This is a genomic window from Bacillus sp. PK6-013, from assembly GCF_054161445.1.
In genome coordinates, this window is sequence record NZ_CP096417.1 from 662301 (window position 1) to 688149 (window position 25849).

A 25849-nucleotide genomic window follows, 5' to 3' on the forward strand; every position below is an offset into this window, starting at 1 on the left:
GTTCCGGGCTGACCGAAGCAGGCGGTTGCTTTTATTCGGCGGCTTTTACATATGTGCCTTTTTTCATTGCGGCTATTGCCGTTTCTTTCATCAAAAGGACGTCTTTTGAAAGTGTGGAGGCGGGGACTTTTCTTCCGTTAACGGCGACTTTTGGATCGATCCATCTTACCTTTAAAGTTTGATGAAAAGTAAAATCGTCTTCGTCTCCTTGCTTAACGCTCTGGCTCGCTGTACTGAGCCTTTCAAGCGTTTCCCGGAAGCACGCTTTTTGCTTTAGCATCGCAAGCAGTTCCGTGTCGGTTTTGAAAAAATCGCGTCCCGTGATGATACGCATGTCAAGCGCCTTTTTCAGCATTTGGCTGAGTGTACAGAGCGCATATACATTGAGGGGATTCATAAAGAAGTCAATCACCTCTTGATAGTAAAGGTGGGTGAACCATTCGGCGTGCTCTGTCGAAGTGCAGCAGATTTCGCCTTCGACAACGGTCAGTCCGGTTTCTAAAAATCGTCCAATCTCTTCTTGGTCGCCAAACCCGTAGGCTAAAGAGTCGCGAAGCGTGTAATCGATGCGATCCGCACATAATGAAGGAGCCGGCTGCTCCAGCAGCGTCCATTTTTTTTCATCGTATAAGATATCTTCATCTTTGAATCCGTATGTATCCAGAATCCAGGGGATATCAGATTGCTTGACCCATTGCCGAAACATCTGTTCATGGTAATCTTCGTTTTCCATGTTAAATACATCATCAGCCACATGGGAAAATGCCGTATGGGAAACATCGTGAAGCAAACCTGCAATTTGTTCTTCAAGGCTTCCGCCAAGCCTGCGGATCAAAAGCATAACCCCGATGCTGTGTTCGCAGCGGCTGATGTTCCATGCGGGATTGACGAGAAAGCATGCTCCGCCTTGGTGAATCCCATTTAGACGCTGAACGGCTTTTGAATGAATGAGGTCTGTCAGCACAGGCTCCAAATCTGCCTCGCCGTAAAGGCGGTCATTGATCTTCATGATGCTCTCCTGCAAATCTTTTCGTCAGTTTGCGGCGGTGGGCATCCATCATGTCTTCCAATGAAACATCGTATATGCCGGCAAGCATAATCAAATTCCCCATCACATCGCCCATTTCTTCGATCAGTTCCTTTTTCAGTTCAGCAGCCGGCCGTTTGGCTTCATCAGGACGGTCTCTTCCGATTTCGTATGCCCTGACCGCTCTCGCCAGTTCACCGGCCTCTTCCATTAAAAATCCCATCCGGATGAAAGGTCCGTATTCGCTCCATCCTCTTTTCCGATAAAATGTCTTTGTCCATTGCTCCGCGTCTGTGATTGTCATAAGTCTACACTCCCATTTAGAAATTCAATTATATTATCGCACACGGAACAAACAATATATAGTACAATGTTAATTGCTTTTATCAATATATGGAGTTGGAGTGAGCGAAAGTGAAAACGGTATGCGTATATTCAGGATCAAATATGGGGACGGACCCGGCGTACAAGAAGAAAGCTGCAGAGCTTGGTGTTTATATTGCCGAGAAGGGGCTTCGCCTTGTTTATGGAGGATCGAGAATGGGATTGATGGGCGTGATTGCGGATACCGTATTGAAAAACGGCGGGGAAGTTGTCGGCGTTATGCCGAAAGGACTTTTTACAGGGGAAATCGTTCATCAGCAGCTGACAGAGCTGATCGAAGTGAGCGGCATGCATGAGCGCAAAGCGAAAATGAGTGAATTAGCTGACGGCTTTATCGCGATGCCCGGAGGCTTCGGTACGTTTGAAGAGCTGTTTGAAGTGCTTTGCTGGGCCCAGATCGGCATTCATCAAAAGCCGATCGGACTTTACAATGTGAACGGCTATTTTGACCCACTTCTTAAAATGCTCGAATACAGCGTTCAAGAGGGCTTTTCGAATGAATCGCACCTTCAGCTGATTCATGCTTCGGCGAGCCCCGCGGAATTGATCGGGAACATGAATGATTATCGCTACCCTGTCCTCGAGAAAAAGTGGAAGGATTTATAGAAACTCTTACATAATGAGCGGAGGTACGGTAACATAAAAAAGCTGCCGATGACTTCGGCAGCTTTTTTTGCTGTTTACTTCTGTGCGTCGATATTGCGTGTGAGCACTTTATCAATCAGGCCGTATTCTTTTGCTTCTTCAGCCGTTTTGAAGTTGTCACGGTCTGTATCGCGCTCGATCACTTCAAGCGGTTGTCCAGTGCGCTCTGCAAGAATTTTGTTCAGTTTGTCACGCAATGAAAGAATGCGCTTCGCGGCAATTTCGATTTCTGTTGCCTGACCTTGCGCTCCGCCAAGCGGCTGGTGGATCATGACTTCACTGTTTGGAAGAGCGTAGCGCTTCCCTTTCTCGCCGGCTGCGAGAAGGAACGCACCCATAGATGCCGCCATTCCCGTACAAATCGTAGAGACTTGCGGTTTAATGAACTGCATGGTGTCATAAATCGCCATGCCGGCTGTGATAGAGCCGCCAGGGCTGTTAATATAGATGCTGATATCTTTTTCTGGATCTTCGGCTTCGAGGAATAGAAGCTGAGATACGATGGAGTTCGCAACATTGTCATCGATTGCTGATCCCAGCATAATGATACGGTCTTTCAACAAGCGTGAGTAAATGTCATACGCTCTTTCCCCGCGGTTCGTCTGTTCAATGACTGTAGGTATTAAATTCATAATGCTCCTCCTTCACCTTAAAAGGTAAGTATGTAGTTTAATCATACATTTTTGGTCAATAAAGGTCAAACAAAAAGCCGCCTTCATTAAAAAGACATACTGGGGTTTATTTTTCCCATTTTAAAGGACATTCAAACAAAAGATCAACTTTACAGAGGAAAGTATAGAAAAATGGGGTCTAAGTCCATTGATCTTCAATTTATTTTATAGGAAAAAAGGAAGCCGGTTATATATGTGAACGCAGACAAGAGCGCTCAGAGCTCCAAATAAGAAGAAACCAAAGCTGATCGGGTTTCTCGGCGTTGTTGCCGCTCATAGATTTTATCTCGACGAGAGAACAGGTTACGCTGCAGCCAAGCTGCTTCTCAACTGGATTAGATTTGGTCTTTTATTGAGGTATGATCTGCCTTGTGAAAACAACGGACGAATTAAATAAAGAAATCGAGTATAATCTAAACCTGCATTGTTTCGAGCAAGAGATTGTGATTGACTTTTTAAAGAACAGCCCTTATAATATAAATTGCTGACGTTAAAAAATTATATTGTGCGCTCGTAGCTCAGCTGGATAGAGCGGTGGTTTCCGGTACCACGTCTGCCGGGGGTTCGAATCCCTCCGAGCGCGTTTTCAAGACAAGGGTTTGGCATTAGCCGCCCTTGTTTTTTTGTGCACTTTTAGTCGTATTTGACTCCCCGGAAGCATATATCAATTGGGGTCACTCGTGATGACTAGACGAAGGGGCGGGATTAAATGGACAAAAAACACAATTATTTTATACCGTCAGGACTGTTGATTGGATTAGGCATCGGGATATTATTCGACCATCCGGCACCGGGGCTTTTGATCGGCCTCGGGGCGGGGATTTTGTTGTCTGCTGTTGTGCCGAAACGAAACGGAAAGTGAGCTGGAAGGCTCGCTTTTTTGCGCTTTTACAACAACGGGCGGCCGCTTGGCCGCCCGTTGTTGTTTAATCGTGGATTGAACGCATATGTTTGATCTTTAGATTTTCAAAGACGGCCGCTCCATTTTCGGTAAAGAGCGTGATACCCGTATCATTCAGGTCTGGAAATGCAAGGTTTGAGTGCGTCGTTTCGCCGTCATCAATAAACGCTTCGACAGTGTTTTGATCTACGATGATTGTGAAATGCACCCGCTTTTTTTCCGGATCAAACGGTGCTTTGCTTTCCAAATAGGTGCGGGTGCTGTCAGGCTGTCCTGTAAATCCTCTGTTCACAAAAGAATAACCGCCTTCAGCCGAAATTCCTACATCGATATGGCGTTTTCGATCCGCGGATTCTCTTAGCCTGAATCCCGCGTTTTTAAGATCGGCCCACGAGATATCCGCCTCAAGCTGATAGGTATTTGCCTTAATCTGAAGCGTTTTTGATCCGTTTACTTCGATGCGCTCAAACTCATCTGTCGATTCGGTTAATTCATCCAATTGATCGATTGGATGAGAGGCAAGGCTGTATTGATTTCCGCCTTTATGTTTAAGCTGAATTTGCCGGACGATCGAATCGGTTCCGTTAAAGCCGTCTTTCCATGTCGGCGTCCGGTTTGCATAATCCCAGTTATTCATCCACGCCAAAGCATAGCGTTTCTCGTATTGATCGTCTGTTTCGCCGTCCTCAAATGTCACGCCCGCATACCAGTCAAAGCCGTAATCAAGCCACTGAGGTTCCGCTTCGTCCGCGGTAAATTCGTTGCCGTTGAAGCTGCCTGTCCAGTATGCATAAGTATTCGGCTTGCCGGCACCTTTTCCATTTGCGCTTGCTCCGAGAACCCATTTATATGTTCCGTCATCCGCCCGCATCTTGAATAGATCCGGACATTCGATGATGCCGATATTTTCTGTTTGAAAACTACTTGTATAACGCCATTCCTTCAGATTTTGTGATTCGTAAAAGCCGATTTTCGTTCCTTCAGCCAGCGCCATCACCCATTTATCATCCTCTTCATCCCAGATCACTTTCGGATCTCTGAAATCGACGGTGTCCGGATTAGGCAATACCGGCTCTTCACCGTAAGGTTTAAATGTTTTTCCACCATTTTGGCTGTACCATAAAAATTGTTCTTCCTTCCCGTCATTGGCCGAAGGCTGCGTCATAATCGCCACGATCGCCCCTTTGCCGAAGCCGGCTGTGTTTTGTGAGTCGACAACGACAGAACCGGACCAAGGATCGCCGTTTTTATTCGTATATTTCGGAATGGCAACCCCTTGATCCTGCCAGTGGACGAGATCATCTGACACCGCGTGGCGCCACTCTGTCCCATTGCCGTCCGGATAGTCCCGGTTATAGAGATAGTAGTAATGATATTTTCCATTGAAATAGACGGGCTTTTGAGGGTCGTTTTTCCACTTGTCAGGGGTTGTCAAATGGAAAGCCGCGCGATATTCCGGTGTTTCCGGGGATTCTCCCTTTTTTTCTGTTTCCCGGTCTGAAGCCAATATCATGATGAAGATTCCAAGACAAACAGTTAAAATGCTAATCCGCTTATATACTGTCTTCTTCAAGAAAATTCCCCGCTTTATTCTAAGATGACACACGAAAGAAAATGCCGATGTTCACCGGCATTTTCTTTCGTTCGTTTTATTAGTTTACCGTTAATTGTCCCTGTTCAAGAATGCTGTTTTTGACAACGGATGTTTTTGATCCTTTGACTTTCAGCAAAAAGCTTGGTGCAAATGTGGCGTGATGCTCGTTTGAAATTCCTCTGTTTGTGATGTAGCTCGTGATGACGACTTTGTCGCCTTTTTTCTGCGGTACGGCAAAGTGTGAATAAGTAAATGTGATGTCATTGTAATCAAGGTCCATGTGCAAAACAAGTCCGGATTTGTTTAAAGGCTTGAATGGCCCGGTTAGTGAATCTGATACATAGCCGAGCATATAAATGTCTTTTGCACCAATGCCGTCAATTGTCATTTTTGATCCTCTTGAATCTGTGAACAGATACCATTTTCCGTTCATTTTGAAGAGGTTGGCCCGTTCGATTTCATCAGTCACCGTATTGGAGGCGATCAAAGGCTTCATGACTTTTTTCAGCGTATAATCTTTATTTAATTCGATGATTCCGAGTGCGCCGTTAGCTAATGAAGCGTTCTTTTTGTTCGCTCCTTGAAGCAGCTTGCTGCTTTCTCCTCTAAAGAACTGCTTGCTGCCTCCGTAGTAAGCTCTGTTGAATAGAGAGTCTTCTCCCTGATAGCCGGTTTTTGTTCCCGTATTGGCTTCAAATACGAGATATTTGCGGCCGTGATCTTCCACATAATGCGGGTCTCTCAGCGTATGGTTGTCGCCGGAGCTGTAGTTTCCTTCGTCAATGAATTGCTGAACGTTTTGGTACACTGAGCCGTCGGAGCCGTCAAAGACCGATTTATGATCTTCTACACCATCAATTTTCAGTGTGTCCGAATCCGGCTGCGTGAAGTTGACCTGAGCCGTTGTCAGCGTCTGTTTGCCGTATTGCGTGCCGGAGAAAGCTGTGTAAAACAGTCGGACTTTTCCGTCTTTTGTCAGCGTGGCGGAACCTGACCACTCTTGTGTTTGATACTTAAGGTACGGATCGTCAGGAGTGAATTTGTCGCTGTCTTTAAACACTCTGCCGGCGTTTTTCCAGCTGTCGATGGAAGTTTCGCCTTTCTTTTGATAGAACAAGTAGATGGATGTGTCATCGACGTCTTTCGGGTCGCCCGCCAACGCGAAAACAAGATTGTAGCCGTGGTATGTAGCGACTGTTCCGTCGGCATTTTGCAGCGGCCAGCTGTCCCATACGTCTAAATCGATCAGTTCTCCATTTTTGTTATAACCTTTTGCTGAAGGGATGTTTTTGATGGTTTTCGGATCGAATTGAGGAACTTTAAATTGTTCGCTCTTTTGCTGTTCGGGAATTTTCAGCATGTCATGTCTTGTGATATGAGAAAATCCGTAACTCTTCTTGTAATCTTGCGTTTCTTTTGCAAAGGTTTGCGGCGCACCTCCCGCAAGCAGAGCTGCTGCGACGGTTAAGGCAGACGCTTTTTTAGCGATGTTTTTGATGTTCATCAATATTTCCTCCCTTTTTCAATATGTAACAGATTGCTCCTGACAACATGAACGTTTCCAATCATCCCTCCTAACTGCGGCATTGTCCTGAAGAACAGAAAAAAGACCTAAAATGTGCAAGGTCATATAGGCAAAAGATAGACTTCGCCCTTCACACATTTTAGGTCTTGCCTGCTTAGACAGTAACAATCCCGACAATATTGAATTACCATCATTCTAATATACTCATCTCTGGGACTCAACTGGTCTAAGTTCCTCTTTTCTCATACATTTTTTTGCAAATGACATCAATTTTAAGCTAAAAGGCACCTTTTTTAATGAATCTATAGTCCGTATAAGGAGGAATCGTCAATCGTTGAAATCAATATACATCGGTATACTTTCCCAAAAGGCATCTGGAATTGCGAGCTTTCGTTGATCATGTCTTGACAGGGTTGTTTGAATATCGTCCTCTTTTCCGGCTTGAACTTTTTGAAGCCATTCCGGATCCATCAGAAGTCCCCGACCGATTCCGACGAGATCGGCTCCTGTTTTCAGCGCTTGAACGGCATCTTCCGGTGTGTGTACTTTCCCGGCTCCGATCAGAGGAAGACGGTCCCCGACCGCTTCTTTGATCAGTTCCATCCGCGTGCGGAATTTGTCTGCACCACGGCGCGGCAAGGACCGGAAATCAATGAGAGAAACGTGCAGGTAATCCAATGCTTGTTCCCGCAGTACATTGACGAAAGGCAACGTTTCAGCCATTGTGATTCCGGGCGTTTCCGGCTCTTCGGGCGAAAACTTGTAGCCGATGATAAAGGACGGCTTATGACAGCTTTCCGCTACACGTCTGATTTCTTCTATGATCTGAAGCGGAAATCTCATCCGTTTCTCTAAAGTGCCGCCCCAGCTGTCGTTTCGCCGGTTGTAATAAGGGGAGAAGAACTGATGGATGAGATACCCGTTTGCGCCGTGAATTTCGACTCCGTCAAACCCGGCTTCGATCGCTCTTCGCGCCGCCTGGCCGAAAGAATGGATAAGGTCTTGAATGTCTTGCTCAGACAGTGCCCTTGGCACCGGTGCATTCGGTTGATTCGGAGCGACGGCGCTGGCACTGACCGTCTGCTCTATACCTTTGGCTCCAGGATGGAAGAGCTGCAGGATTGCTTTTGCTCCATGTTTCTTTAAAGTGGCTGCAAGCCGGGTTAGTCCCGGGATTTGATCATCGTTCTCAGCTCCGGGAATGCCGGGAAATCCGGTTCCGGGCTGTACGGTTGTCGCAGATGTGATGACCATCCCGACATCTGTCGCCCGCGCGGCATAATAGACGAGTTCGTCGTCAGAAATGAATCCTCCAGGCATAGAGGATGAATGCCCCATTGGCGGCATGATGATTCTATTTTTCAATTGGATGCCGTTTTTAAAAGTAAAGGGTGTGAATAAAGAATCGTATTGTTTTTTCATGTTTTTCCTCCTTTTGATATAACCATAGCAACCACCGTGAGGCTCCACAAGAACGCAATTTTTTTATATATGCTTTATAAAAATAAACCGTAAGATCGTTCTCTTGAATGCTCTGGTGTCCATATGGTAGGATCAAGTCAAAATTGGCGAATGAGGCAATGGAGGAATTGCTATGAATTCAGCTGTCGATCATAAAGAATGCTCTTCTTTAATACAGGGTGTATTGAAAATTTTCTCCGGTAAATGGTCATTTTTGGTTCTCGCCGAGCTCATTCAGGGCAAGCGGCGATTCAACGAGCTCAGAAGGAACTTGGGAAACGTCAACACTAAAGGATTAACTGACACATTAAGACATCTTGAAGAAAGCGGTATGATTTCCCGGAAGGTGTTCCCGACGGTTCCTGTTACTGTAGAATATGAATTAACAGAAAAAGGTAAAGAGTTCCACGGCATTTTTAAAGAGATGGCCGCGTGGGGGGAAAAATGGCTTCCGTAATGGAGCCTTTTTATTTTACCTTCGTTTTGCGGTTCCAAATATTTCTGCCTTTTGGTATAGTGATAATGTGTTTAAATTTGCAACAAAAGGTGATCGAATATGAAAGTGATGGCAATTGCTCCATATGAAGGATTAAAAGAGCTGATGATTCAAGTGGCAGGCGGCGAGGATTTTGAATTCGAGGCGGCTTCCGGAGATTTAGAGAAGGGTGTGGAGCTGGCGAAGCAAGCGGAAGCAAACGGGACTGATTTGATTATCAGCAGAGGTGGAACCGCTGAGCTGATCCAGCAAGAAGTTTCCATTCCGGTTGTGGATATCGAAGTGTCGGGATACGATATGCTGCGTGTGCTTACGCTTGCCAAGGGCTATCCCGGCAAAGCGGCAATTGTCGGATTTCCGATGATTGCCGACGGCGCGTCAGCAGTGTGCGAAATTTTGGATATCCGGATCGACGCCTGCACCGTATCAGACGAACGCGATGTTGAACCGGTGCTTCTTCAGCTCAAAGAACAGGGCTATCAGATCATTATCGGCGATGTGATCACAATTGAGAAAGCAGAGCAGCTCGGTTTAAACGGACTGCTTTTGACATCCGGAAAAGAAAGCATTGCCAAAGCTTTTGCATACGCTAAAAAACTGTATTCCTTTTTAGAGAGCATCAAGCAGAAGTACGCTGTGCCGTATCACATTTTACAAAAGGCCGAGACCGGTTATGCAGTATACAACAAGACATTGCGGCCGGTTTTTCAAAACGGCGTATTTGCCGAACAAATCGGCTTGTTGGATCATCTGGAAGAGCTGATCGGGGAAGCGGAAAAGAAGGGAGTCATCCATTTTAGATTCCGAAAGCATGGGCGGACATGGAATATCACGGGGCGCAGGTTTTTCGCATCAGACGAGGCATTGACCGTATTTACCGCGGAAAATGCAAAAGATGTTCACGTTTCTTCTTTGCCTGGAGCAGCGATTCTTTCTCCTTTACGGATGAGTTATATGGAAACATCGAGGAACGAAACGATGCAGCAGGTGCTGAAAAAAGCGGAGTTGTTCGCGGCAAGGCGGGAACCCATATGGATCAACGGAGCGCCCGGCTCAGGGAAAGAGAGCTTGGCCGGGCTGATCCATATGAAGGGGGAGGACAAGCATGAGCCGTTTCGAAAAATCGATGCCGGTTTGCTGTCTGAAGCAGAATGGGAACAGGCGTGTGAAAGCGAAGAATTCTTTTCAGGGAGAGGAACGCTATACATCAAACAAGTCGATCGCATGCCGCCGTCCTCGCAACGGCTTTTACTCAGGCGGATCAGCGAACCGTATGACGGGCCGAGGCTGATCGTTTCTTCTTCCCGCAGGCGCGCCGGGGAATTTTTAAGCGATTTATATGATGCGCTTTGTCATTTGGAACTGGACGTTCCCCCTCTTTCCGAAAGAAAAGAGGATATTTTGCATCTGGCTTATCTGTTTATTGCGGAAAGCAATGAGGCATTCGGCAAACAAATCGTCGGCTTTCGAAGCGAAGCTGGTGTTCTGCTTGAAGAAGCGAAATGGCCGGGCAACCTCAGCCAATTGAGAAAAACGGTCCAAAACTGTGTCCTTGAAGCGCAGGGCGTTTATATCGAGAAGGCTGACGCCGAACGGGCCCTGAGCCGCTTGAACGAGGAAGAAAGAGAAGACATCGATTTATCCGGAACGCTCGAAGAGATCGAAAAAAGAATCATTCAAAAAATCTATGCCGAAGAAGGGAACAATCAAACAAGAACAGCGGAAAGGCTCGGCATCAACAGAACGACGCTTTGGAGAAAATTGAAATCGTCACATTGATAAGACACCGGCTAAACCGGTGTTTTATTTTTTGTTTTAATATGCAACAATAAATAAAAAATAATTAGATAAATAACGTTGATTATTGAAACATTTATGTATATAATCATTTTTGAAAACGCTTTACAGGAAGGGGAGGCAATCATGGGATTCGTACCAAAGGGGATTTATCCCGCTATGCTGACACCGCTCACAGAAGATCAAAGCATTGATGAATCGGCGTTGAAACAGCTGACAAACCATTTGATCGATGCTCATGTACACGGGCTTTTTGCGTTGGGTACCAACGGGGAATTTCATATGTTCAACACCGGAGACAAGCTGAAAGTTGCAGAAATCATCATTCAAGAGACGGCAGGACGCGTTCCCGTCATGGTAGGGAGCGGAGGAAACAGCACAGAAGAAGCGATCTGGCTTTCTAAGAAAATGGAGAGGCTTGGCGCAGATGCGCTGTCGGTCATCACGCCATTCTTTATTCCACCGACACAGGAAGAAGCGGCGGTGCATTATAAAACAATTGCGGCATCCGTTTCACTTCCGGTCCTTTTGTACAATATCCCTTCAAAAACAGGTTTCCATTTAGATCCAGAAACAGTGGCAGAGCTTGCGAAAGTGGATAATATCGTTGGAATTAAGGACAGCAGCGGAAACTTTGAAAACATACAGCAGTATATCGAGCAGACGAAAAATGAGGACTTTTCCGTTTTTGCAGGCACCGATTCGCTCATATTGAAAACGCTTCAAGCGGGAGGAGCGGGAGCAGTTGCAGCAACAGCAAATATGCTCCCTGATATCGTAACGTCGATTTACCACCATTGGTCAGAGGGTGAGACTGAAAAGGCGGAGGCTGCCCAGCTGGAGCTTCAGCCGCTTCGCGATACATTTCGTTTAGGTACGATCCCGGCGGCACTGAAAAAAGCGGTTGGGCTTTATTCAATCCCTGTAGGCCCGCCGAAAGCGCCCGTCCAAGAGCTGGCCGGTTCGGCGCTCTTGGAGGTCGAAAAAATGGTCGCTTACTATCAATCAAAATAGGGAGGTTTCAAGAATGCCAGCGAATTATCAATTTCGGACAGCCGATCATATCGTTGCGGGCGAACATTCCATCCGCAGGCTCAAAGATCATGTACGAACGATTGTACCGAAGGCGGACAGGGCGCTGATTATTACCCAGCCGTCGATTGTCAAACTTGGCGCGATCGGAGAAGTACAGGCTCAGCTTACAGAGATTGGCATTCAGTCAGATGTTTGCACAGCCATATTGCCGGAACCGACCGCACAAAATATTGAAGACGTATTTAGAGGAATCCGTGATAAACGATACGACATTCTCATCGGAATCGGCGGAGGCAGCGTGCTGGACGGAACGAAAATATTGTCCGTGCTGCAAACGAATTCAAAAAAGGTCGAGGAGCTGCTCGGGACAGATTTGGTCGAAAAGCCGGGAATCCCGACCGTGCTGATTCCGAGTACCTCGGGGACAGGCGCAGAGGTGACGCCGAACGCGATCGTTACGCTTCCCGAAGAGGAATTGAAAGTCGGCATCGTCAGTCCGCTTCTTTTGCCGAAACTTGTCATTCTTGACCCGATCATCACCCTTGGATTGCCAAAATCAATTACGGCGGCTACCGGAATGGATGCATTCACCCATTCGCTTGAATCGTTCATTTCGACGAAAGCAAACCCGATCAGCGATATGTTCGCTTTAGAATCCATCAGATTGATTTCGGCAAGTATTGTGGAAGCGTATGAAAACGGTTCATCGATACAAGCGAGAGAAAACATGCTGCTCGGTTCGACGTATGGCGGAATGGCGCTGACGGCTGCCGGTACTGCTGCCGTTCATGCCCTCGCCTATCCGCTTGGGGGGAAATACCGAATTCCCCACGGTGTCGCCAATTCGATGCTCCTTCCGCATGTGATGGAGTTTAATATGGATGCCATTACAAAACGGCTGTCTCTTGCGGCAGAAACGATGGGAATCGCTGCATCTGATTTGACCGCCGAACAAGCGGCTGAGGCTGTTGTGCAGAAAATAAGAGAGTGGACGAAGCGGCTGAATATTCCTCAGGATTTGAAAGCGTTCGGCGTAACCGCGAGCGACGTGGACGATTTAGCCGACTCAGCTTCAAAAGTGACGCGCCTGCTTCATAACAATCCGAAACCGCTCAGTCTGGAAAATATAAAAGACATCTATCGAAAACTAATCAACTAAAGGATGAAGACATTTGAAAATTGCAATCATCGCGGATGATTTGACGGGAGCGAACGACTGCGGCGGTCAGCTTGTTCATTACGGGATGGATGTTTCCGTCAAACTCGACGCCGAATTCACCAGACGGGAAACGGAAGGCGTCGTTATTTTCAATACGGACAGCAGATCGCTGTCAGCCGCAGAGGCGAAGGCGACTGTGAAAAACATCAGTGAACACATCTCCCGGCAATCGTTTGATATCGTCTACAAAAAAATCGACAGCACGATGAGGGGAAATATCGGAGCCGAGCTTCAAGCGATGCACGAAGTGTTTCAGCCGGATTTTGTGCTGATCGCTCCCGGCTACCCTCAAAACGGACGTCAGGTTATCGGCGGCGTCCATTATGTGAACGGCGTAAAGCTTGAAGAAACCGAAGCGGCAAACGATCCGAAAACGCCTGTAGCCGAGTCGAATATTCAAAGATTAATAGAAAAGCAGACTCGAAATAAGAGCGGACATTTATCATATGAAGACATCCGCCGCGGACACGGGCATGTTCGCAACAAGCTGGAACGCTTTCGGGCGGAAGGGATTTCATATGTGACGGCCGATTCGGTTCACGAATCCGATCTGCAGGATCTGGCGCTTATTTTGGAGAGTTTGCCGTATTCTATCATTTTAGCCGGTTCGGCAGGCTTGATGAGCTGCCTGCCCAAAGCGTTCAATCTGAAAGAAAGGGAGCTCGGTCAAACCGTTCCGTTTTCCGACCAGCCGATCATGTTTGTCGTCGGAAGCATGAGTCGGAAGGGGAGGGAACAGCTTCACGAACTATTCGCCGGACGTGCGGCTGAAAAAATTGAAATGAGATCAGAGCGCGTGCTGTGCGGCGGAGCTGAGAAAAGAAACGAGTTCGAACGGCTGAAGGAGAGGGCGGCGGACGTCCGCCGCCGTTCGAAACACATCGTCCTCTGCACCTCGGACAATGCGGCAGAGACACAGAAGATTGGTGAAAGCCGCGGACTCACCCCGGTTCAAACGAGCAATGCGGTGTCCGGTGCACTAGGCGAATTGGCGGGCGAGCTGATTCAAGCCTTTCATGTGAGACGTCTGTTTTTAACCGGAGGTGACACGGCATACCAAGTGCTGCATCAGCTTCGGATTCATGAGATACGATTGCTGGACGAAGTAGAGCCCGGCATTCCGCTGGGAGCAGCCGGTGAAGAATTGTACATTGTGACAAAGGCCGGAAATTTTGGCTCGCGTTCGGTGATGGCAAGTGCGGCAATCAAGCTACAAGGAGGATAAACAATGAAGAAACCGGTTATCGGCATTACAATGGGCGACGCGGCAGGCGTCGGTCCGGAAATTATCGTAAAAGCCCTCAAGTCCCGCGAAGTGTATGACATGTGCAGGCCGCTCGTCATCGGCGATATGAAAATGCTGAAAAAAGCCGCCTTCCAAATCGGATCAGAGGTTGTCATTAACAAGGTCGGGCATCCGGACGAGGGCGGTTTTGTACATGGAAAGATCGATTGTCTCGATATCGATCTGCTCCCTGAAAACCTGCCTGTCGGAAAGGTATCGGCTGAAGCTGGAAACGCCGCTTTTCATTTCGTGAAAAAAGCGGTTGAGCTCGCTAAAAAAGGCTGTATTCAAGCGATTTGCACAGCGCCTTTAAATAAGGAGGCGCTGCATAAAGGCGGACACCGATACCCGGGGCATACGGAAATTCTCGCTCATTTAACGAATACGACAGACTACAGCATGATGCTGGCTTCGCCAAAGCTGAAGGTGATTCACCTGACAACGCATCAAGGGCTGATCGAGGCGATTCAGTCGATTACGCCGGAGCGGACCTATAAAGTCATCCGTCTCGCACATGATACATTGACAAGAGCCGGATTCGAACAGCCGAAAATTGCTGTTTGCGGAATCAACCCCCATGCAGGGGAAAACGGCCTGTTTGGAAGCGGCGAGGAAGAACGGCAATTGCTTCCGGGGATTGAGCAGGCGGCAGCTGAGGGAATTGATGCCAGCGGCCCATACCCCGCAGACACGCTGTTTTACAAAGCTGTCAGAGGAGATGTTGACCTGGTCGTAGCCTGCTACCACGACCAGGGGCATATACCGGTCAAAGTCCTCGGGTTGGAAGAGGGCGTCAACATTACGGTCGGATTAAACGGCGGGATCATACGCACCTCTGTCGACCACGGAACCGCATTTGACATTGCGGGGCAGAACAAAGCCGATGAAAGAAGCATGCTCGCTGCTTTGCGGTCAGCCGCTGAGCTGGCGCCCAAATCGTAGAAAAATGAAAGAAGGTTGGTGCATCTTATGAAAGTCGTATGTACATCACCGTCATTTGCGAAATACTCAGACAATCCCGTCTTGTTTTTGAAGAAAAAAGGCATATCGCTGGAACGCCTTCCTGCAGATATAACCGAGGAGCAGTTCATAGAAGCAGCAGGCGGAGCGGATGCCGCGATCGTGGCGTTTAACCAGATTACGCCGTATGTCCTGGATCGTCTCCCTTCTTTAAAAATTGTCTGCAAACATGGCGTCGGTGTCGACAATATTGATCTGCACGCTGCGAAAGAGCGCAATGTCTGGGTGACGAATGCTCCCAACGCCAACAAGCATGCAGTCGCCGATTTTGTATTCGGCCTCATGCTATCGGCTGCAAGACAGATTCCTGCAGCCGACAGGGAGACTAAGCTGGGAAAATGGCCGAGGATTTTTGGATCTGACGTTTACGGCAAAACACTCGGCATCGTCGGACTTGGCATGATCGGAAAAGAAGTCGCCAAACGGGCGCAAGGCTTCAATATGACTGTTTTAGCCTATGATGTGTTTCCCGATCGTGCATTCGCAGCCGATCATCACATCCAATTTACGGAGCTTGATCACCTCTTGAAAGAAAGCGACTTTATCACCCTTCATATGCCGCTCACAGCCGAAACGGAAAACATGATGGGTGAAAAAGAATTAGCCGCTATGAAAGAAACATCTTATCTGATCAATGCTTCAAGGGGAGGCATCGTGTCTGAGTGTGCGTTATATGATGCCTTGGCGAACGGGAGCATCGCAGGGGCTGCGCTTGACGTGTATCAAACCGAACCGCTGAAGCAGCACCCTCTCTTTGAGCTGGACCGTTTTATCGCCATGCCGCATATCGCGGGGTACACCCGAGATGCCGTACAGAACCTTGGGATGATATGCGTCAAAAACATCGCTAGTGTACTGATCGACAAACAAAAACCGGAGTTTGTCGTCAACGGGTTGTGAATGTGTTTTCATTCATGCCCTGCATCATGATTTGAAAGCGTTTTCTACAAATGGGATGAGGTGGATAACATGTTGAATCACCCGATTCAAAAAAAGTCAAATGTACGCTGGGTTGTCGCGTTTATGATGTGGGCTGCGATTGCCATCAATTATATTGACCGGACAGTGCTCTCGGCTGCCGCTCCTTATATTACCGAGGAATTCAACTTGACAGCCGGCCAAATGGGAATCATCATGTCCGGTTTCTTCTGGTCGTACGCTTTGCTGCAGCTGCCTTCAGGCTGGGCGGCCGACAAGTATGGCCAGAAAAAAACGCTCGGTTTTGCGGTCGTCTGGTGGTCTGTTGCTACGGCGCTGACGGGTCTTGCGACAGGCTTCAAATCCCTGCTCGGGCTGCGGGTCGCACTGGGAGTCGGAGAGGCTGCTGCATATCCGAGCAATGCGGGGATCGCCGCCAAATGGTTTCCGAAAAAAGAAAGGGCGACAGTAGCCGGAATTTTTGACAGCGGGTCAAAGTTTGGCGGAGCTGTTGCCATGCCTTTGATTGCCTGGATGATAGCGGTCTTTGACTGGAAACTGACGTTTCTTTTGATCGGACTTGTCGGTGTCGTGTGGGGAATTGTCTGGATGATTTTCTTTAAGGAGAATCCCGCAGATCATAAGCGCGTCAATGAGGCGGAACTGGCTCATATTCGGGAAGGGCAGGCTCACATGGAAGAAACGGGCGGCGGCCAGCCGCTGAAGTGGTATCAGCTATTCAAATATCGAAACATATGGGCGATGTGCATCGGATTTTTCATGATCAATTATAATTCTTACTTCTTTATCACATGGCTGCCGACATACCTTGTCAAAGAAAGGGGCATGGATTTAATCGAGATGGGGATTATGGCGTCTCTGCCGCTTTTGACTGCAATGGTCGTTGAAGTCGGAGCCGGGTGGATGTCCGACCGGATATATGCAAAGGGAAAACTGTCGCTGACAGCCGTCCGGAAACTGTTTTTAATTATCGGGCTTGCCATGGCTTCGTGCATCGGTTTTGCCGCTTTTGCAGATTCTGCTATCCTGGCTGTCATCCTTCTTTGTGTAGCGAAATCGGGAACGACTGTCGCCGCGTCCCAAGTCTGGGCGCTTCCGGGGGATGTGGCTCCGAAAAATATGACGTCGATGGTTGCCGGTATTCAAAATACAGTCTCTAATATGGGCGGAGTGGTCGGGCCCATCATTACCGGCTTCATCGTTGGCGCAACGGGTTCTTTCGTGCCGGCGCTCCTTTTTTCAGCTGCCTTGATCGTCATTGCCATTTTAAATTATTTATTCCTATTGGGAAAAGTGAAACAGATTCAAGTATAAGGAACAAGCCCGGCTCATAAGCCGGGCTTTCAGCGTGTCGACAAACCCTCGCATTCGTTGTCAGGCCTGCGCGTCGGTGCTCACGAATCCCAACATTCGCTCCGCTCCGATGCTCGGTCTTCCTAGACTGCAAGGGTTTTCAATCACGCTGAAAGGATGACAAAATCCCAAAACAAAAAGTCGTTTTGGGATTTTGTCAACAATCTGCAAGCCCGGCTCATAAGCCGGGCTTTTCTCATTTAAAATGACTTCAGCACATGCTCCCTGTATTGTGTCGCACCTTCAGCAAGCTCGCTTTTTCCGGCCGTGCCCGCTTGATAGAAGACGTACGGCGGAAGGTATGTAGTACCGATGAAGTTGCTTGTCGCCTGAAAAGGGCGTAACAGTTCGCTGATCGTATAGTGATTTGACCCGCCGGCCTGATAGGCTTCTTCGGGAGCGCCCGCCGATACAGCGACCATGAATTCTTTGCCGTGAAGCGCTGTGCCGTTTGTTCCGTATGCCCAGCCGTAGAGAAAAACGTGGTCCAGCCATTTTTTTAAAAGTGGCGGCGAGCTGTACCAATAAAGCGGAAACTGGAAGACGATCCGATCGTGTTCTTCACAAAGTTTTTGTTCTTTTTCCACATCAATGGCCTCGTCAGGATATTCCTGATAAAGGTCGCGGAATGTAATGCCGGGTGCATCTTTCAATGTGTCTGCAAATGCTCTGTTCACAACTGACTGCTCCATATTCGGATGAAATGCGAGTACCAATACTTTCATGATTCCATCTCCTTCTTCCATTTTATTCATCTTAACGAACAGCCAGCTTGGATTCAACAAAAACGCTTCATCCCTATTCAAGGAATCGGGCCGTGACAAAGGTCTTGATATAAGCCGCAAGACACAGAATTTGCATGCCTTGGAGGAAGATGCGAAAGGTCAAAATCCGAGTTTCTTCATTTATATATAAACATAAGTAAAAAGTCTCTTAAAGACTGCCATGAAAAAATAAGGCAAACAGGTGAAAACGGAGCTATAGACATGGATCTTCATGATCGGGCGATATCTATTAATGCGATTATTCCGAATTTTAGGCAAGTTGAAATGGAAATGTGGATTTATATCCGGATGAATGGTTCAAGTCAAAAGCTCCCGTTATCTTCTAAAAAATTAAATATGAATGCAGGATGAATTAATGGTTTTTTGTTCTCATCAAAAACGCTTCTACTTCTTTGACGGTTAATCCCATTTCTTTGGCCTCCAACATAAGGGCTCTCCATTCGTCGATATTGGCTTGGGTCAGCTCCCTGTTTCGATAAAGCGTCCGTTCTTTCTTTTTCTGTTTGAGACGGTGTGTGAATTGAAACAGTTCTTCCTGGTTCATCCCCGCCTGCACGGCCTGTACAAGGTGGGTTCTCCACTCGTCTTCATGCTCGGTCCGGCGATAAAGGATCACTTCGGTATCAAACAATTCCTTTAATTCCACTTTCAGCGCACGGGAGATTTTTTTTAGGAATTCGACTGACGGATTTCTGTGAACGCCGCGTTCGATTTTGCTTAAATATGATTTTGATACGCCTGCTATATCAGCAAGCTGGTTAATGGAGTAGCCTTTTCTTTTTCTGTACATTCGGATGACTCTTCCGATCATACTGATTCCTCCTCTTCCCCTTGCCATTCATATAAAAACGCTTTCCTGTTCATTATAAGAAATAATTTGTTCTTTATAAAATTCAAAAATTTAAGATATCGACAGAAAATAAAAGAAAACGAACGGATTTGTTCTCTAAAAAGAACTATATAGCTAAATTCAGCATTTTTCAATTCAAATTTTTTCTTTTATAATCCAATCATTAACAAACGGCATTCCTGAGGAGGCAGTCAAGCATGAAAGAAAATATTGATTTTAGAGAACTGATTGCAATCTTGCGAAAAAGAACGGTTCTTATTCTCGTTTTGACAATAGGTGTAACATTGACGACCGGAATCATTCAGTTCTATGTGCTGACACCTGTCTATCAGGCATCGACGCAGATTTTGGTGCATCAAGTAGGAGAGAAAAAAGGGAGCGCCACGTACAGCGATATTCAAATCAACCTGCAATACACGCGGACATTCCAAGCGCTTCTGAAGAACCCGGTGATTTTGGAGCAAGTCAAGAGAGAGCTTGATTTACCTTACTCTGCCGGCCGGTTGGGTGAAAAAATCGCAACGAGCAGTGAAAGCGAATCAGAGATTATTAACATTACAGTTCAAGACGAAAATCAGAAACGGGCAGCCGATATAGCGAACACGCTAACAGCGGTGCTCAAAAAAGAGATTAAGCAAATCATGAACACCGATCGGATAACCGTCCTTTCAAAAGCCGACATCGTCGATTCGCCGACTCCTGTCAGACCGAATTACAAAATGAATATTTTGCTGGCATTCGGCGCCGCAATAATGACCGGAATCGCTTTGGCGTTCTTTTTGGATTTTATCGATGATACGGTTGCAAGGCCGTCTCAAGTCGAAAAGGAAGCGGGATTTATTTATTTGGGAAGTATTGAGCAAATGAAGCATACAAAAAGTCTGTTTCGCGGAGACCCCGATATGAATATCCGTGTGAAAGCAGGAAGGAGTGAGCCGCTTGGCTATTAGAAAAAAACGCTCTCGCAAATATCAATCGGCGCTTGTCGCATTGCATCAGCCTAATGCGCCGATCGTCGAACAATACCGGACGATCAGGACGAACATTGAGTTCTCATCCTTTGAGAAGCCGTTTAAATCATTGCTCATCACATCGGGCCTCCCGGGAGAGGGCAAATCATTCTCGGCTTCAAACTTGGCGGTCGTATTTTCGCAACAGGAAAAAAAGGTCCTTCTGATCGACGCGGATTTAAGAAAGCCGACGATTCACAAAATTTTTGAGCTCGATAATCATTCTGGCGTCACAAATGTATTGATGAAAAAAACGACGCTGGAAAATGTCGTGCAGCAAAGCCCGGCGGAAAATCTCCATGTGCTGACAAGCGGTCCGATTCCTCCGAATCCGTCCGAGTTGTTGTCGTCGCAGGCGATGGAGGATCTGCTTGCTGAAGCGTACAACCAGTACGATTTAGTCCTCCTTGATTCACCGCCGCTATTGCCGGTCGCAGACGCGCAAATATTGGCGAACCAAGTGGATGGAAGCATCCTTGTCATCCTCAGCGGAAAAACAAAGCTTGATAACGCGATCAAGTCGCGGGACGCGCTGAATTCTTCAAAAAGCGAACTGCTCGGCGCCGTGTTGAACGGGCGGAAAGTGAAGAAGGCGCGTCAGTATAATTACGCAACCATGTAATCTTTTGAAGCGGCTGCGCCGCTTTAGGTGATGTCTCCTTGCCTTTACCGATGGAGGCACTCGGCTCTACCGTGGGCAGACTACCCGTCTGCCTTAGACGCAAGTCGTCGATGGCGGAGCGTGAGGACGGGTTAAATGCCCATTTTTATTTAATTGACGTGCTCGGTTTAAATTTGAAAATCGCCCGTATCTTTTTAGCTCATGGGATTTTGCCCTAAAAGATCCTATCAGCTAGAAAGATACATTAGGAGGTAGGAAATTGACATATCGGAGAAGGCTTTCCATTATTACCGCACTCGATTCGTACTTGGTTTTGCTGTCCATCTTTATCGGATATCAGCTGATTTCGCCATCATATGATTTATACCCTTCGGAAATGCTGCTGATGACTTCACTGATACTGCTTGGGGCTCAGCATTTATTCGCCCATTGCTTCCACCTTTACAAAAAAGTGTGGGAGTACGCAAGCATCGGTGAATTATATGTGCTGCTTAAATCGATTACCTTGTCCCATCTTGTGACGGCGGTCCTCGAACTGTTTTTCTTTCAAAACGTTCCGGTTCGCCTTTTATGTTTAAGCTGGCTGTTCCAGCTGATCTTGATCGGCGGGTCGCGGATGATGTGGCGCATCATCAGGGAACAGGTGAACAAAGAAAGCAAAGGATCCTTAAAAGCGCTGATTATCGGAGCCGGCTCTGCCGGCAGTTTGATCGCAAAACAGCTTGTGCAAAAGCCGGAATTGAACATTAAGCCTGTCGCATTTATCGATGATGACAAAACGAAATACCGGCTTGAAATCATGGGTTTGCCCGTTTTAGGCGGAAAAGAGCAGATCATGCAGGCGGTTCGGCAGTGGAATATTGACCGGATCATCATCGCCATTCCATCTTTAAGCGTCACTCAGATGCAGGACATGTACAAGGCGTGTGCGCAAACGGGGATCAAAACGCAAATCATGCCGAAAATAGACGAAATTTTGCTCGGCAGACATCCTGTCGGCCAGCTTCGCGATGTCAAAGTGGAAGATTTGCTCGGAAGGGAGCCTGTCCAGCTTGATACAAGCGAAATCTCCAATACGGTCAAGGACCGCGTCGTTCTTGTGACGGGAGCCGGAGGTTCAATCGGCTCGGAAATCTGCCGGCAAATCAGCAAATTTAAACCGAAATCGATTGTTTTAGTCGGGCACGGAGAAAACAGCATTCATTCGATTCTGCTGGAACTGCAGGAGAAGTTCGGAAAGCATGTCGCCTATTATCCGGAAATCGCCGACATACAGGACAGAGAGAAAATGTTTTTGCTGATGGAACGCTACAAACCGAATGTCATTTATCATGCAGCTGCACACAAGCATGTGCCGCTGATGGAAAAATGCCCGAAAGAAGCTGTCAAAAACAATATTCTCGGTACGAAAAACGTCGCTGAAGCCGCCGACGAAACCGGAGTGGAAACTTTTGTCCTGATCTCGTCAGACAAAGCGGTCAACCCTGCCAATATCATGGGGGCGACGAAGCGGTTCGCAGAAATGCTGATCATGAATCTCGGCAAAACGAGCAAAACCAAATTTGTCGCCGTCCGCTTCGGAAATGTTCTCGGCAGCAGGGGAAGCGTCATTCCGATTTTCAAAAAACAAATCGCTAGAGGCGGTCCGGTCACTGTCACACACCAGGACATGACGAGGTACTTTATGACGATTCCGGAAGCTTCAAGGCTGGTTATTCAGGCGGGGGCGCTTGCCAAAGGAAGACAGATTTTCGTGCTCGATATGGGCGAACCGGTCAAAATCGTCGATCTCGCCAAAAATCTCATCCAGCTCTCCGGCTATACGACAGACCAGATCAAAATTGAATTTACAGGCATCCGCCCGGGAGAAAAAATGTACGAAGAGCTGCTGAATCAAAATGAAGTGCTGGCAGAGCAGGTTTTTCCGAAGATTCATATCGGCAAGGCGGTCGACGTCGAGCTAACGGTGCTGAAGACATTCATGGAGGAATTTATGTATTTGTCAGACCGCGAGCTGAGAGAACGCTTGTTCCAAGCGATCGGCCAGCATGAGAAAAAGCTGGTGACAGCGCACTAGGGGGAAGAACATGACAAGAACGGTTTTGTTTTGCGCTACTGTGGATTACCATTTCAAGGCCTTCCACCTCCCATATTTAAAATGGTTTAAAGAGCAGGGGTGGAACGTTCATATCGCCGCAAAAGGAGATATGGCACTGCCTTATACAGACAAAAAATTTGATATCGACATCAGGCGTTCTCCTCTGAATGCAAGCAATATCGCAGCCTATCGGGAGCTGGCGCGCATCATTGACGAAAACCGGTACAGCATCATTCATTGCCATACGCCGATGGGAGGCGTGCTGGCAAGGCTTGCGGCCCGGAAACAGAGAAAAGAGGGAACGAAAGTGATCTATACCGCTCACGGTTTTCACTTTTGCCAAGGTGCACCTTTAAAGAATTGGCTGCTATACTATCCGATTGAAAAAGGGCTGTCCGCTTTGACCGATTGCCTAATCACGATCAATGAAGAAGATTTCGTCCTTGCAAAAGGCTTGCGCAAGGCGTTGCGAACAGAAAAAATTCATGGCATCGGCGTCGATACCGAGCGCTTTCATCCTGTCAGCGAAACAGAGAAAATGCTGCTCAGGAAAACATACGGTTTCAAAGAAGACGACTTTATTCTCATATATCCCGCGGAACTGAACGCGAATAAAAACCAGGCGCTGCTCATCGAAACGGCGGCTGCTTTAAAAGATAGAGCCCCAAACTTAAAGCTCGTGTTTGCAGGAAAAGGGCAGATGGAAGAAAAATACCGAAGTCTCGCTGAACAAAAAGGCGTTTCTTCGACCGTCACGTTTGCAGGTTTTCAAAAAAACATCCACGAATGGATTCAGCTTGCCGATGTGTCTGTCGCTTCAAGCATCAGGGAAGGGCTCGGCATGAACCTCCTGGAAGGAATGGCGGCAGGAAAGCCCGCCGTTGCAGCGGACAACCGCGGACACCGGGAAGTTATTCAAGAGGGCGTGAACGGATTTTTGATTCCGCAGGGAGACGCCGGAACGTTCAGCGACCGAATTTTGCAGCTGTACCGTCTGCCTTCTTTGCGAAAAAAGATGGGGGACGCGGGGAGACGAACGGCCGCCGCTTTTTCCCAGCAGCGCACCGTCAAAGAAATGGCGGGCATTTACTCTTCCTTTATGGATCATGAAACAGTTGAAAGGAGGCTGAAAGGATGACAGGGGGTCAAAAGCCGAAAGTTTCTGTCATTATGGGAGTCTACAATTGTGAGGACACGATCGCAGAGAGCATCGAGTCGATTTTAAATCAAACCTATAAAAATTGGGAACTGATTATATGCGACGATGCATCAACAGATGGGACATATGCTGTTGCCAGGCGGTATGCCGATCATTACGCAGATAGGATCAAGCTGATTAAAAACGAGAAGAATCAGCGGCTGGCTGCTTCGCTAAACCACTGTCTCCGGTACGCCGGCGGGAAATATATCGCGCGCCAGGACGGAGATGACATCTCTTTGCCAAGGCGTTTTGAAAAACAGGTCGCGTTTCTTGAATCACAATCTCATTATCATGTCGTCGGCAGCGGAATGATGGCCTTCGACGAAAACGGGATCAGAGGCGTCAGAATGCTTCCTCCCTCTCCCGGGCCGAGAATCATGGCGAAAGGAACGCCGTTTTGCCATGCGACGATCATGATGAGAGCGGAAGTGTACGAGGCGCTGGACGGCTATCGGGTCGGCCGGAGAACAAGAAGGATGGAAGATATCGATTTGTGGCTCCGTTTTTTTGAAGCGGGCTACACGGGCTATAACCTTCAGGAAGCTTTATACAAAGTAAGGGAAGACGAATCGGCGTTTAAAAGGAGAAAGTTCAGCTACTCGATTGACAATGCGTTTATCGTCTTTGCCGCCTGCAGACGGCTGAAGCTGCCGCTCTCAGACTACATTTATATGATGAAACCCATCATCAGGGGGCTCATGCCTCCTTTTATCATGAACAAATACCATAAAAGAAGATTGATGAATGAAGGCGGAGGGGTCGTAAAACATGAGTGACGGAAGCGTGAGACCAGAACGGGTGCTTCACATCGTAAGCGGAATGAACCGCGGTGGAGCGGAGACGATGATTATGAATATATACCGCCATACAGACAGGCGGCATATTCAATTTGATTTTATTTCCCACCGGGAAGAAACGTGCGATTATGATCCGGAGATCATCACGCGCGGCGGCCGGGTGTTTTATGTACCAAGCATCGGGCGGTCGGGGCCTCTCGCCTACATCAAAAACATCAGAAGGATTTTGGTTGAGAAAGGGCCGTATGCCGCCGTGCACGCCCATACGGATTTTCAGACGGGGTTTGCCGCATTGGCGGCCAAGCTCGCCGGCGTTCCGGTGAGGGTCTGTCATTCCCACAACACGGCCTGGAAGCCTAACCCCCGGTTTTGGGATACATGGCAGCTCCTCGCATTCCGCCGTTTGATTTTCTCCAGTGCTACGGCTCTGTGCGCTTGCGGCAAAGATGCCGGGCGTTTTTTATTCGGCGGAAAAAAGATGGGCGAAAACGCGGTCCATCTTTTGCAAAACGGGATTGAACTTGACCGCTTCAAAGAAGCGAACGGCGTTTCAAAGACGGATACAAAAAAGAGCTTCGGCATCAAGGAAGACGCATTGGTTATCGGACATGTCGGCCGTTTTTTTGAACAGAAAAACCACGCGTTTCTGCTCGGGCTTGCCGCTCATTTCAAGAAATCGGGCACGCCTTTTCAAGCGGTGTTCGCAGGTGATGGTCCGCTGCGCAGACAGATGGAAGAAAAAGCCGCCGCTCTCGGTGTAAAAGACGACATTTTGTTTCTCGGCGTCGTCGAAGATATCCCGGCTCTCATGCAGACGTTTGATGTATTTGCCATGCCGTCTTTGTTTGAAGGGCTTCCTCTCGTACTCGTCGAAGCGCAGGCATCAGGGCTTCCTTGTATTGTATCAGACCATATTACAGAGGAAACCGATTTGGGACTCGGCCTGCTGACCCGTCTCAGCTTAAATGCCGGCTTTGAACGGTGGGCTGAGGATATCAGCCGTGCCGCTCAGGCGAAAAAGCCTGCATGGCCGGAGATTGAGAGAAGCCTGGCAGAGAGAGGCTATGATGCAAAAGCAAATTTGGCGAGACTGATGGACATCTATTCAATCTCCGCGGCAGAAGGACAGTGAGT

At 47.8% G+C, this 25849-nt stretch carries 25 protein-coding genes and 1 tRNA gene; 18 read left to right on the forward strand and 8 right to left on the reverse strand.

Annotation, left to right across the window (positions count from 1 at the left end):
* Positions 1–31: 31 nt before the first annotated feature.
* Together M1E03_RS03260 and M1E03_RS03265 are read right to left on the reverse strand one after the other, a co-directional pair.
* Positions 32–1009, reverse strand: coding sequence for an HD domain-containing protein (locus M1E03_RS03260; protein WP_458110668.1), 978 nt, complete (start codon positions 1007–1009; stop codon positions 32–34).
* Complete coding sequence (locus tag M1E03_RS03265) at positions 996–1331, reverse strand: MazG nucleotide pyrophosphohydrolase domain-containing protein (protein ID WP_020453047.1); 336 nt, start codon at positions 1329–1331, stop codon at positions 996–998. The genes M1E03_RS03260 and M1E03_RS03265 overlap by 14 nt, the downstream gene beginning before the upstream one ends.
* Positions 1332–1441: 110 nt before the next feature.
* Between M1E03_RS03265 and M1E03_RS03270 the strand changes: the two genes are divergently transcribed.
* Entirely contained in the window at positions 1442–2017 is a 576-nt protein-coding gene (locus tag M1E03_RS03270) for an LOG family protein (protein ID WP_023856348.1), read from the forward strand.
* A 74-nt stretch (positions 2018–2091) separates the two neighbouring features.
* Here the strand turns inward: M1E03_RS03270 and clpP are convergent, their stop codons facing one another.
* On the reverse strand, positions 2092–2688 hold the full coding sequence (clpP, locus tag M1E03_RS03275; RefSeq protein ID WP_003185550.1) for an ATP-dependent Clp endopeptidase proteolytic subunit ClpP: 597 nt from the start codon (positions 2686–2688) through the stop codon (positions 2092–2094).
* A 286-nt stretch (positions 2689–2974) separates the two neighbouring features.
* On the opposite strand from clpP, the gene M1E03_RS03280 reads away from it, so the two are divergent.
* The 3 genes from M1E03_RS03280 (at position 2975) to M1E03_RS03290 (ending at position 3589) form a co-directional block, all read left to right on the forward strand.
* On the forward strand, positions 2975–3124 hold the full coding sequence (locus tag M1E03_RS03280; protein WP_256163586.1) for an NINE protein: 150 nt from the start codon (positions 2975–2977) through the stop codon (positions 3122–3124).
* A gap of 110 nt (positions 3125–3234) precedes the next feature.
* Positions 3235–3310: transfer RNA gene (locus tag M1E03_RS03285), tRNA-Arg, on the forward strand.
* A gap of 126 nt (positions 3311–3436) precedes the next feature.
* Positions 3437–3589 (forward strand): hypothetical protein, encoded by a 153-nt coding sequence (locus tag M1E03_RS03290; protein WP_023856347.1) that lies wholly within the window; start codon positions 3437–3439, stop codon positions 3587–3589.
* A gap of 64 nt (positions 3590–3653) precedes the next feature.
* On the opposite strand, the gene M1E03_RS03295 is transcribed toward M1E03_RS03290, so the two are convergent.
* From M1E03_RS03295 to M1E03_RS03305, 3 genes are all read right to left on the reverse strand, one after another.
* The gene (locus tag M1E03_RS03295; protein ID WP_195258307.1) at positions 3654–5201 is read right to left on the reverse strand and encodes a glycoside hydrolase family 32 protein; all 1548 of its coding nucleotides are present in this window, start codon (positions 5199–5201) and stop codon (positions 3654–3656) included.
* Between the two features lie 79 nt (positions 5202–5280).
* Positions 5281–6726, reverse strand: coding sequence for a glycoside hydrolase family 68 protein (locus M1E03_RS03300; protein WP_231005564.1), 1446 nt, complete (start codon positions 6724–6726; stop codon positions 5281–5283).
* A 348-nt stretch (positions 6727–7074) separates the two neighbouring features.
* The gene (locus tag M1E03_RS03305) at positions 7075–8169 is read right to left on the reverse strand and encodes an NADH-dependent flavin oxidoreductase (protein WP_458110669.1); all 1095 of its coding nucleotides are present in this window, start codon (positions 8167–8169) and stop codon (positions 7075–7077) included.
* 172 nt (positions 8170–8341) lie between these two features.
* Between M1E03_RS03305 and M1E03_RS03310 the strand changes: the two genes are divergently transcribed.
* The 8 genes from M1E03_RS03310 (at position 8342) to M1E03_RS03345 (ending at position 17313) form a co-directional block, all read left to right on the forward strand.
* Positions 8342–8665, forward strand: a complete 324-nt coding sequence (locus tag M1E03_RS03310) for a winged helix-turn-helix transcriptional regulator (RefSeq protein ID WP_020453042.1) — start codon at positions 8342–8344, stop codon at positions 8663–8665.
* 99 nt (positions 8666–8764) lie between these two features.
* Positions 8765–10483 (forward strand): PrpR N-terminal domain-containing protein, encoded by a 1719-nt coding sequence (locus M1E03_RS03315; RefSeq protein ID WP_458110670.1) that lies wholly within the window; start codon positions 8765–8767, stop codon positions 10481–10483.
* A 144-nt stretch (positions 10484–10627) separates the two neighbouring features.
* Positions 10628–11515, forward strand: coding sequence for a 4-hydroxy-tetrahydrodipicolinate synthase (gene dapA / locus M1E03_RS03320; protein ID WP_458110671.1), 888 nt, complete (start codon positions 10628–10630; stop codon positions 11513–11515).
* Between the two features lie 13 nt (positions 11516–11528).
* Positions 11529–12695, forward strand: coding sequence for an iron-containing alcohol dehydrogenase (locus tag M1E03_RS03325; RefSeq protein WP_020453039.1), 1167 nt, complete (start codon positions 11529–11531; stop codon positions 12693–12695).
* Between the two features lie 13 nt (positions 12696–12708).
* Positions 12709–13980, forward strand: coding sequence for a four-carbon acid sugar kinase family protein (locus M1E03_RS03330; RefSeq protein WP_023856342.1), 1272 nt, complete (start codon positions 12709–12711; stop codon positions 13978–13980).
* Between the two features lie 3 nt (positions 13981–13983).
* Positions 13984–14982, forward strand: a complete 999-nt coding sequence (gene pdxA / locus M1E03_RS03335) for a 4-hydroxythreonine-4-phosphate dehydrogenase PdxA (RefSeq protein ID WP_216919462.1) — start codon at positions 13984–13986, stop codon at positions 14980–14982.
* A 27-nt stretch (positions 14983–15009) separates the two neighbouring features.
* Entirely contained in the window at positions 15010–15960 is a 951-nt protein-coding gene (locus tag M1E03_RS03340) for a phosphoglycerate dehydrogenase (RefSeq protein WP_458110672.1), read from the forward strand.
* A 69-nt stretch (positions 15961–16029) separates the two neighbouring features.
* Entirely contained in the window at positions 16030–17313 is a 1284-nt protein-coding gene (locus M1E03_RS03345) for an MFS transporter (RefSeq protein WP_023856339.1), read from the forward strand.
* Positions 17314–17552: 239 nt separating this feature from the next.
* On the opposite strand, the gene M1E03_RS03350 is transcribed toward M1E03_RS03345, so the two are convergent.
* Both M1E03_RS03350 and slrR read right to left on the reverse strand, forming a co-directional pair.
* Positions 17553–18077 (reverse strand): NAD(P)H-dependent oxidoreductase, encoded by a 525-nt coding sequence (locus tag M1E03_RS03350; protein WP_023856337.1) that lies wholly within the window; start codon positions 18075–18077, stop codon positions 17553–17555.
* Between the two features lie 412 nt (positions 18078–18489).
* The gene (slrR, locus tag M1E03_RS03355; RefSeq protein ID WP_023856335.1) at positions 18490–18948 is read right to left on the reverse strand and encodes an HTH-type transcriptional regulator SlrR; all 459 of its coding nucleotides are present in this window, start codon (positions 18946–18948) and stop codon (positions 18490–18492) included.
* Positions 18949–19184: 236 nt separating this feature from the next.
* Between slrR and M1E03_RS03360 the strand changes: the two genes are divergently transcribed.
* The 6 genes from M1E03_RS03360 (at position 19185) to M1E03_RS03385 (ending at position 25847) form a co-directional block, all read left to right on the forward strand.
* The gene (locus M1E03_RS03360) at positions 19185–19937 is read left to right on the forward strand and encodes a YveK family protein (RefSeq protein ID WP_025810730.1); all 753 of its coding nucleotides are present in this window, start codon (positions 19185–19187) and stop codon (positions 19935–19937) included.
* A complete protein-coding gene (locus M1E03_RS03365) occupies positions 19927–20619 on the forward strand; it encodes a CpsD/CapB family tyrosine-protein kinase (RefSeq protein ID WP_458110673.1) in 693 nt (230 codons plus the stop codon). The genes M1E03_RS03360 and M1E03_RS03365 overlap by 11 nt, the downstream gene beginning before the upstream one ends.
* A gap of 259 nt (positions 20620–20878) precedes the next feature.
* Positions 20879–22696: a polysaccharide biosynthesis protein gene (locus M1E03_RS03370; protein ID WP_458110674.1), complete on the forward strand. Its 1818-nt coding sequence runs from the start codon at positions 20879–20881 to the stop codon at positions 22694–22696.
* A gap of 10 nt (positions 22697–22706) precedes the next feature.
* Entirely contained in the window at positions 22707–23855 is a 1149-nt protein-coding gene (locus tag M1E03_RS03375) for a glycosyltransferase family 4 protein (protein WP_025810732.1), read from the forward strand.
* Positions 23852–24694, forward strand: a complete 843-nt coding sequence (locus M1E03_RS03380; protein ID WP_023856332.1) for a glycosyltransferase family 2 protein — start codon at positions 23852–23854, stop codon at positions 24692–24694. The genes M1E03_RS03375 and M1E03_RS03380 overlap by 4 nt, the downstream gene beginning before the upstream one ends.
* The gene (locus M1E03_RS03385) at positions 24687–25847 is read left to right on the forward strand and encodes a glycosyltransferase family 1 protein (protein ID WP_048350322.1); all 1161 of its coding nucleotides are present in this window, start codon (positions 24687–24689) and stop codon (positions 25845–25847) included. The genes M1E03_RS03380 and M1E03_RS03385 overlap by 8 nt, the downstream gene beginning before the upstream one ends.
* Positions 25848–25849 lie beyond the last annotated feature (2 nt).

Bases quoted from the DNA above. Each gene is read 5' to 3' on its own strand.
- M1E03_RS03260 (WP_458110668.1), bottom strand. From the start codon at position 1,009: ATGAAGATCAATGACCGCCTTTACGGCGAGGCAGATTTGGAGCCTGTG.
- M1E03_RS03265 (WP_020453047.1), bottom strand. From the start codon at position 1,331: ATGACAATCACAGACGCGGAGCAATGGACAAAGACATTTTATCGGAAA.
- clpP (WP_003185550.1), bottom strand. From the start codon at position 2,688: ATGAATTTAATACCTACAGTCATTGAACAGACGAACCGCGGGGAAAGA.
- M1E03_RS03290 (WP_023856347.1), top strand. From the start codon at position 3,437: ATGGACAAAAAACACAATTATTTTATACCGTCAGGACTGTTGATTGGA.
- M1E03_RS03300 (WP_231005564.1), bottom strand. From the start codon at position 6,726: ATGAACATCAAAAACATCGCTAAAAAAGCGTCTGCCTTAACCGTCGCA.
- M1E03_RS03305 (WP_458110669.1), bottom strand. From the start codon at position 8,169: ATGAAAAAACAATACGATTCTTTATTCACACCCTTTACTTTTAAAAAC.
- M1E03_RS03310 (WP_020453042.1), top strand. From the start codon at position 8,342: ATGAATTCAGCTGTCGATCATAAAGAATGCTCTTCTTTAATACAGGGT.
- M1E03_RS03315 (WP_458110670.1), top strand. From the start codon at position 8,765: ATGAAAGTGATGGCAATTGCTCCATATGAAGGATTAAAAGAGCTGATG.
- dapA (WP_458110671.1), top strand. From the start codon at position 10,628: ATGGGATTCGTACCAAAGGGGATTTATCCCGCTATGCTGACACCGCTC.
- M1E03_RS03325 (WP_020453039.1), top strand. From the start codon at position 11,529: ATGCCAGCGAATTATCAATTTCGGACAGCCGATCATATCGTTGCGGGC.
- pdxA (WP_216919462.1), top strand. From the start codon at position 13,984: ATGAAGAAACCGGTTATCGGCATTACAATGGGCGACGCGGCAGGCGTC.
- M1E03_RS03340 (WP_458110672.1), top strand. From the start codon at position 15,010: ATGAAAGTCGTATGTACATCACCGTCATTTGCGAAATACTCAGACAAT.
- M1E03_RS03345 (WP_023856339.1), top strand. From the start codon at position 16,030: ATGTTGAATCACCCGATTCAAAAAAAGTCAAATGTACGCTGGGTTGTC.
- M1E03_RS03350 (WP_023856337.1), bottom strand. From the start codon at position 18,077: ATGAAAGTATTGGTACTCGCATTTCATCCGAATATGGAGCAGTCAGTT.
- slrR (WP_023856335.1), bottom strand. From the start codon at position 18,948: ATGATCGGAAGAGTCATCCGAATGTACAGAAAAAGAAAAGGCTACTCC.
- M1E03_RS03360 (WP_025810730.1), top strand. From the start codon at position 19,185: ATGAAAGAAAATATTGATTTTAGAGAACTGATTGCAATCTTGCGAAAA.
- M1E03_RS03375 (WP_025810732.1), top strand. From the start codon at position 22,707: ATGACAAGAACGGTTTTGTTTTGCGCTACTGTGGATTACCATTTCAAG.
- M1E03_RS03380 (WP_023856332.1), top strand. From the start codon at position 23,852: ATGACAGGGGGTCAAAAGCCGAAAGTTTCTGTCATTATGGGAGTCTAC.
- M1E03_RS03385 (WP_048350322.1), top strand. From the start codon at position 24,687: ATGAGTGACGGAAGCGTGAGACCAGAACGGGTGCTTCACATCGTAAGC.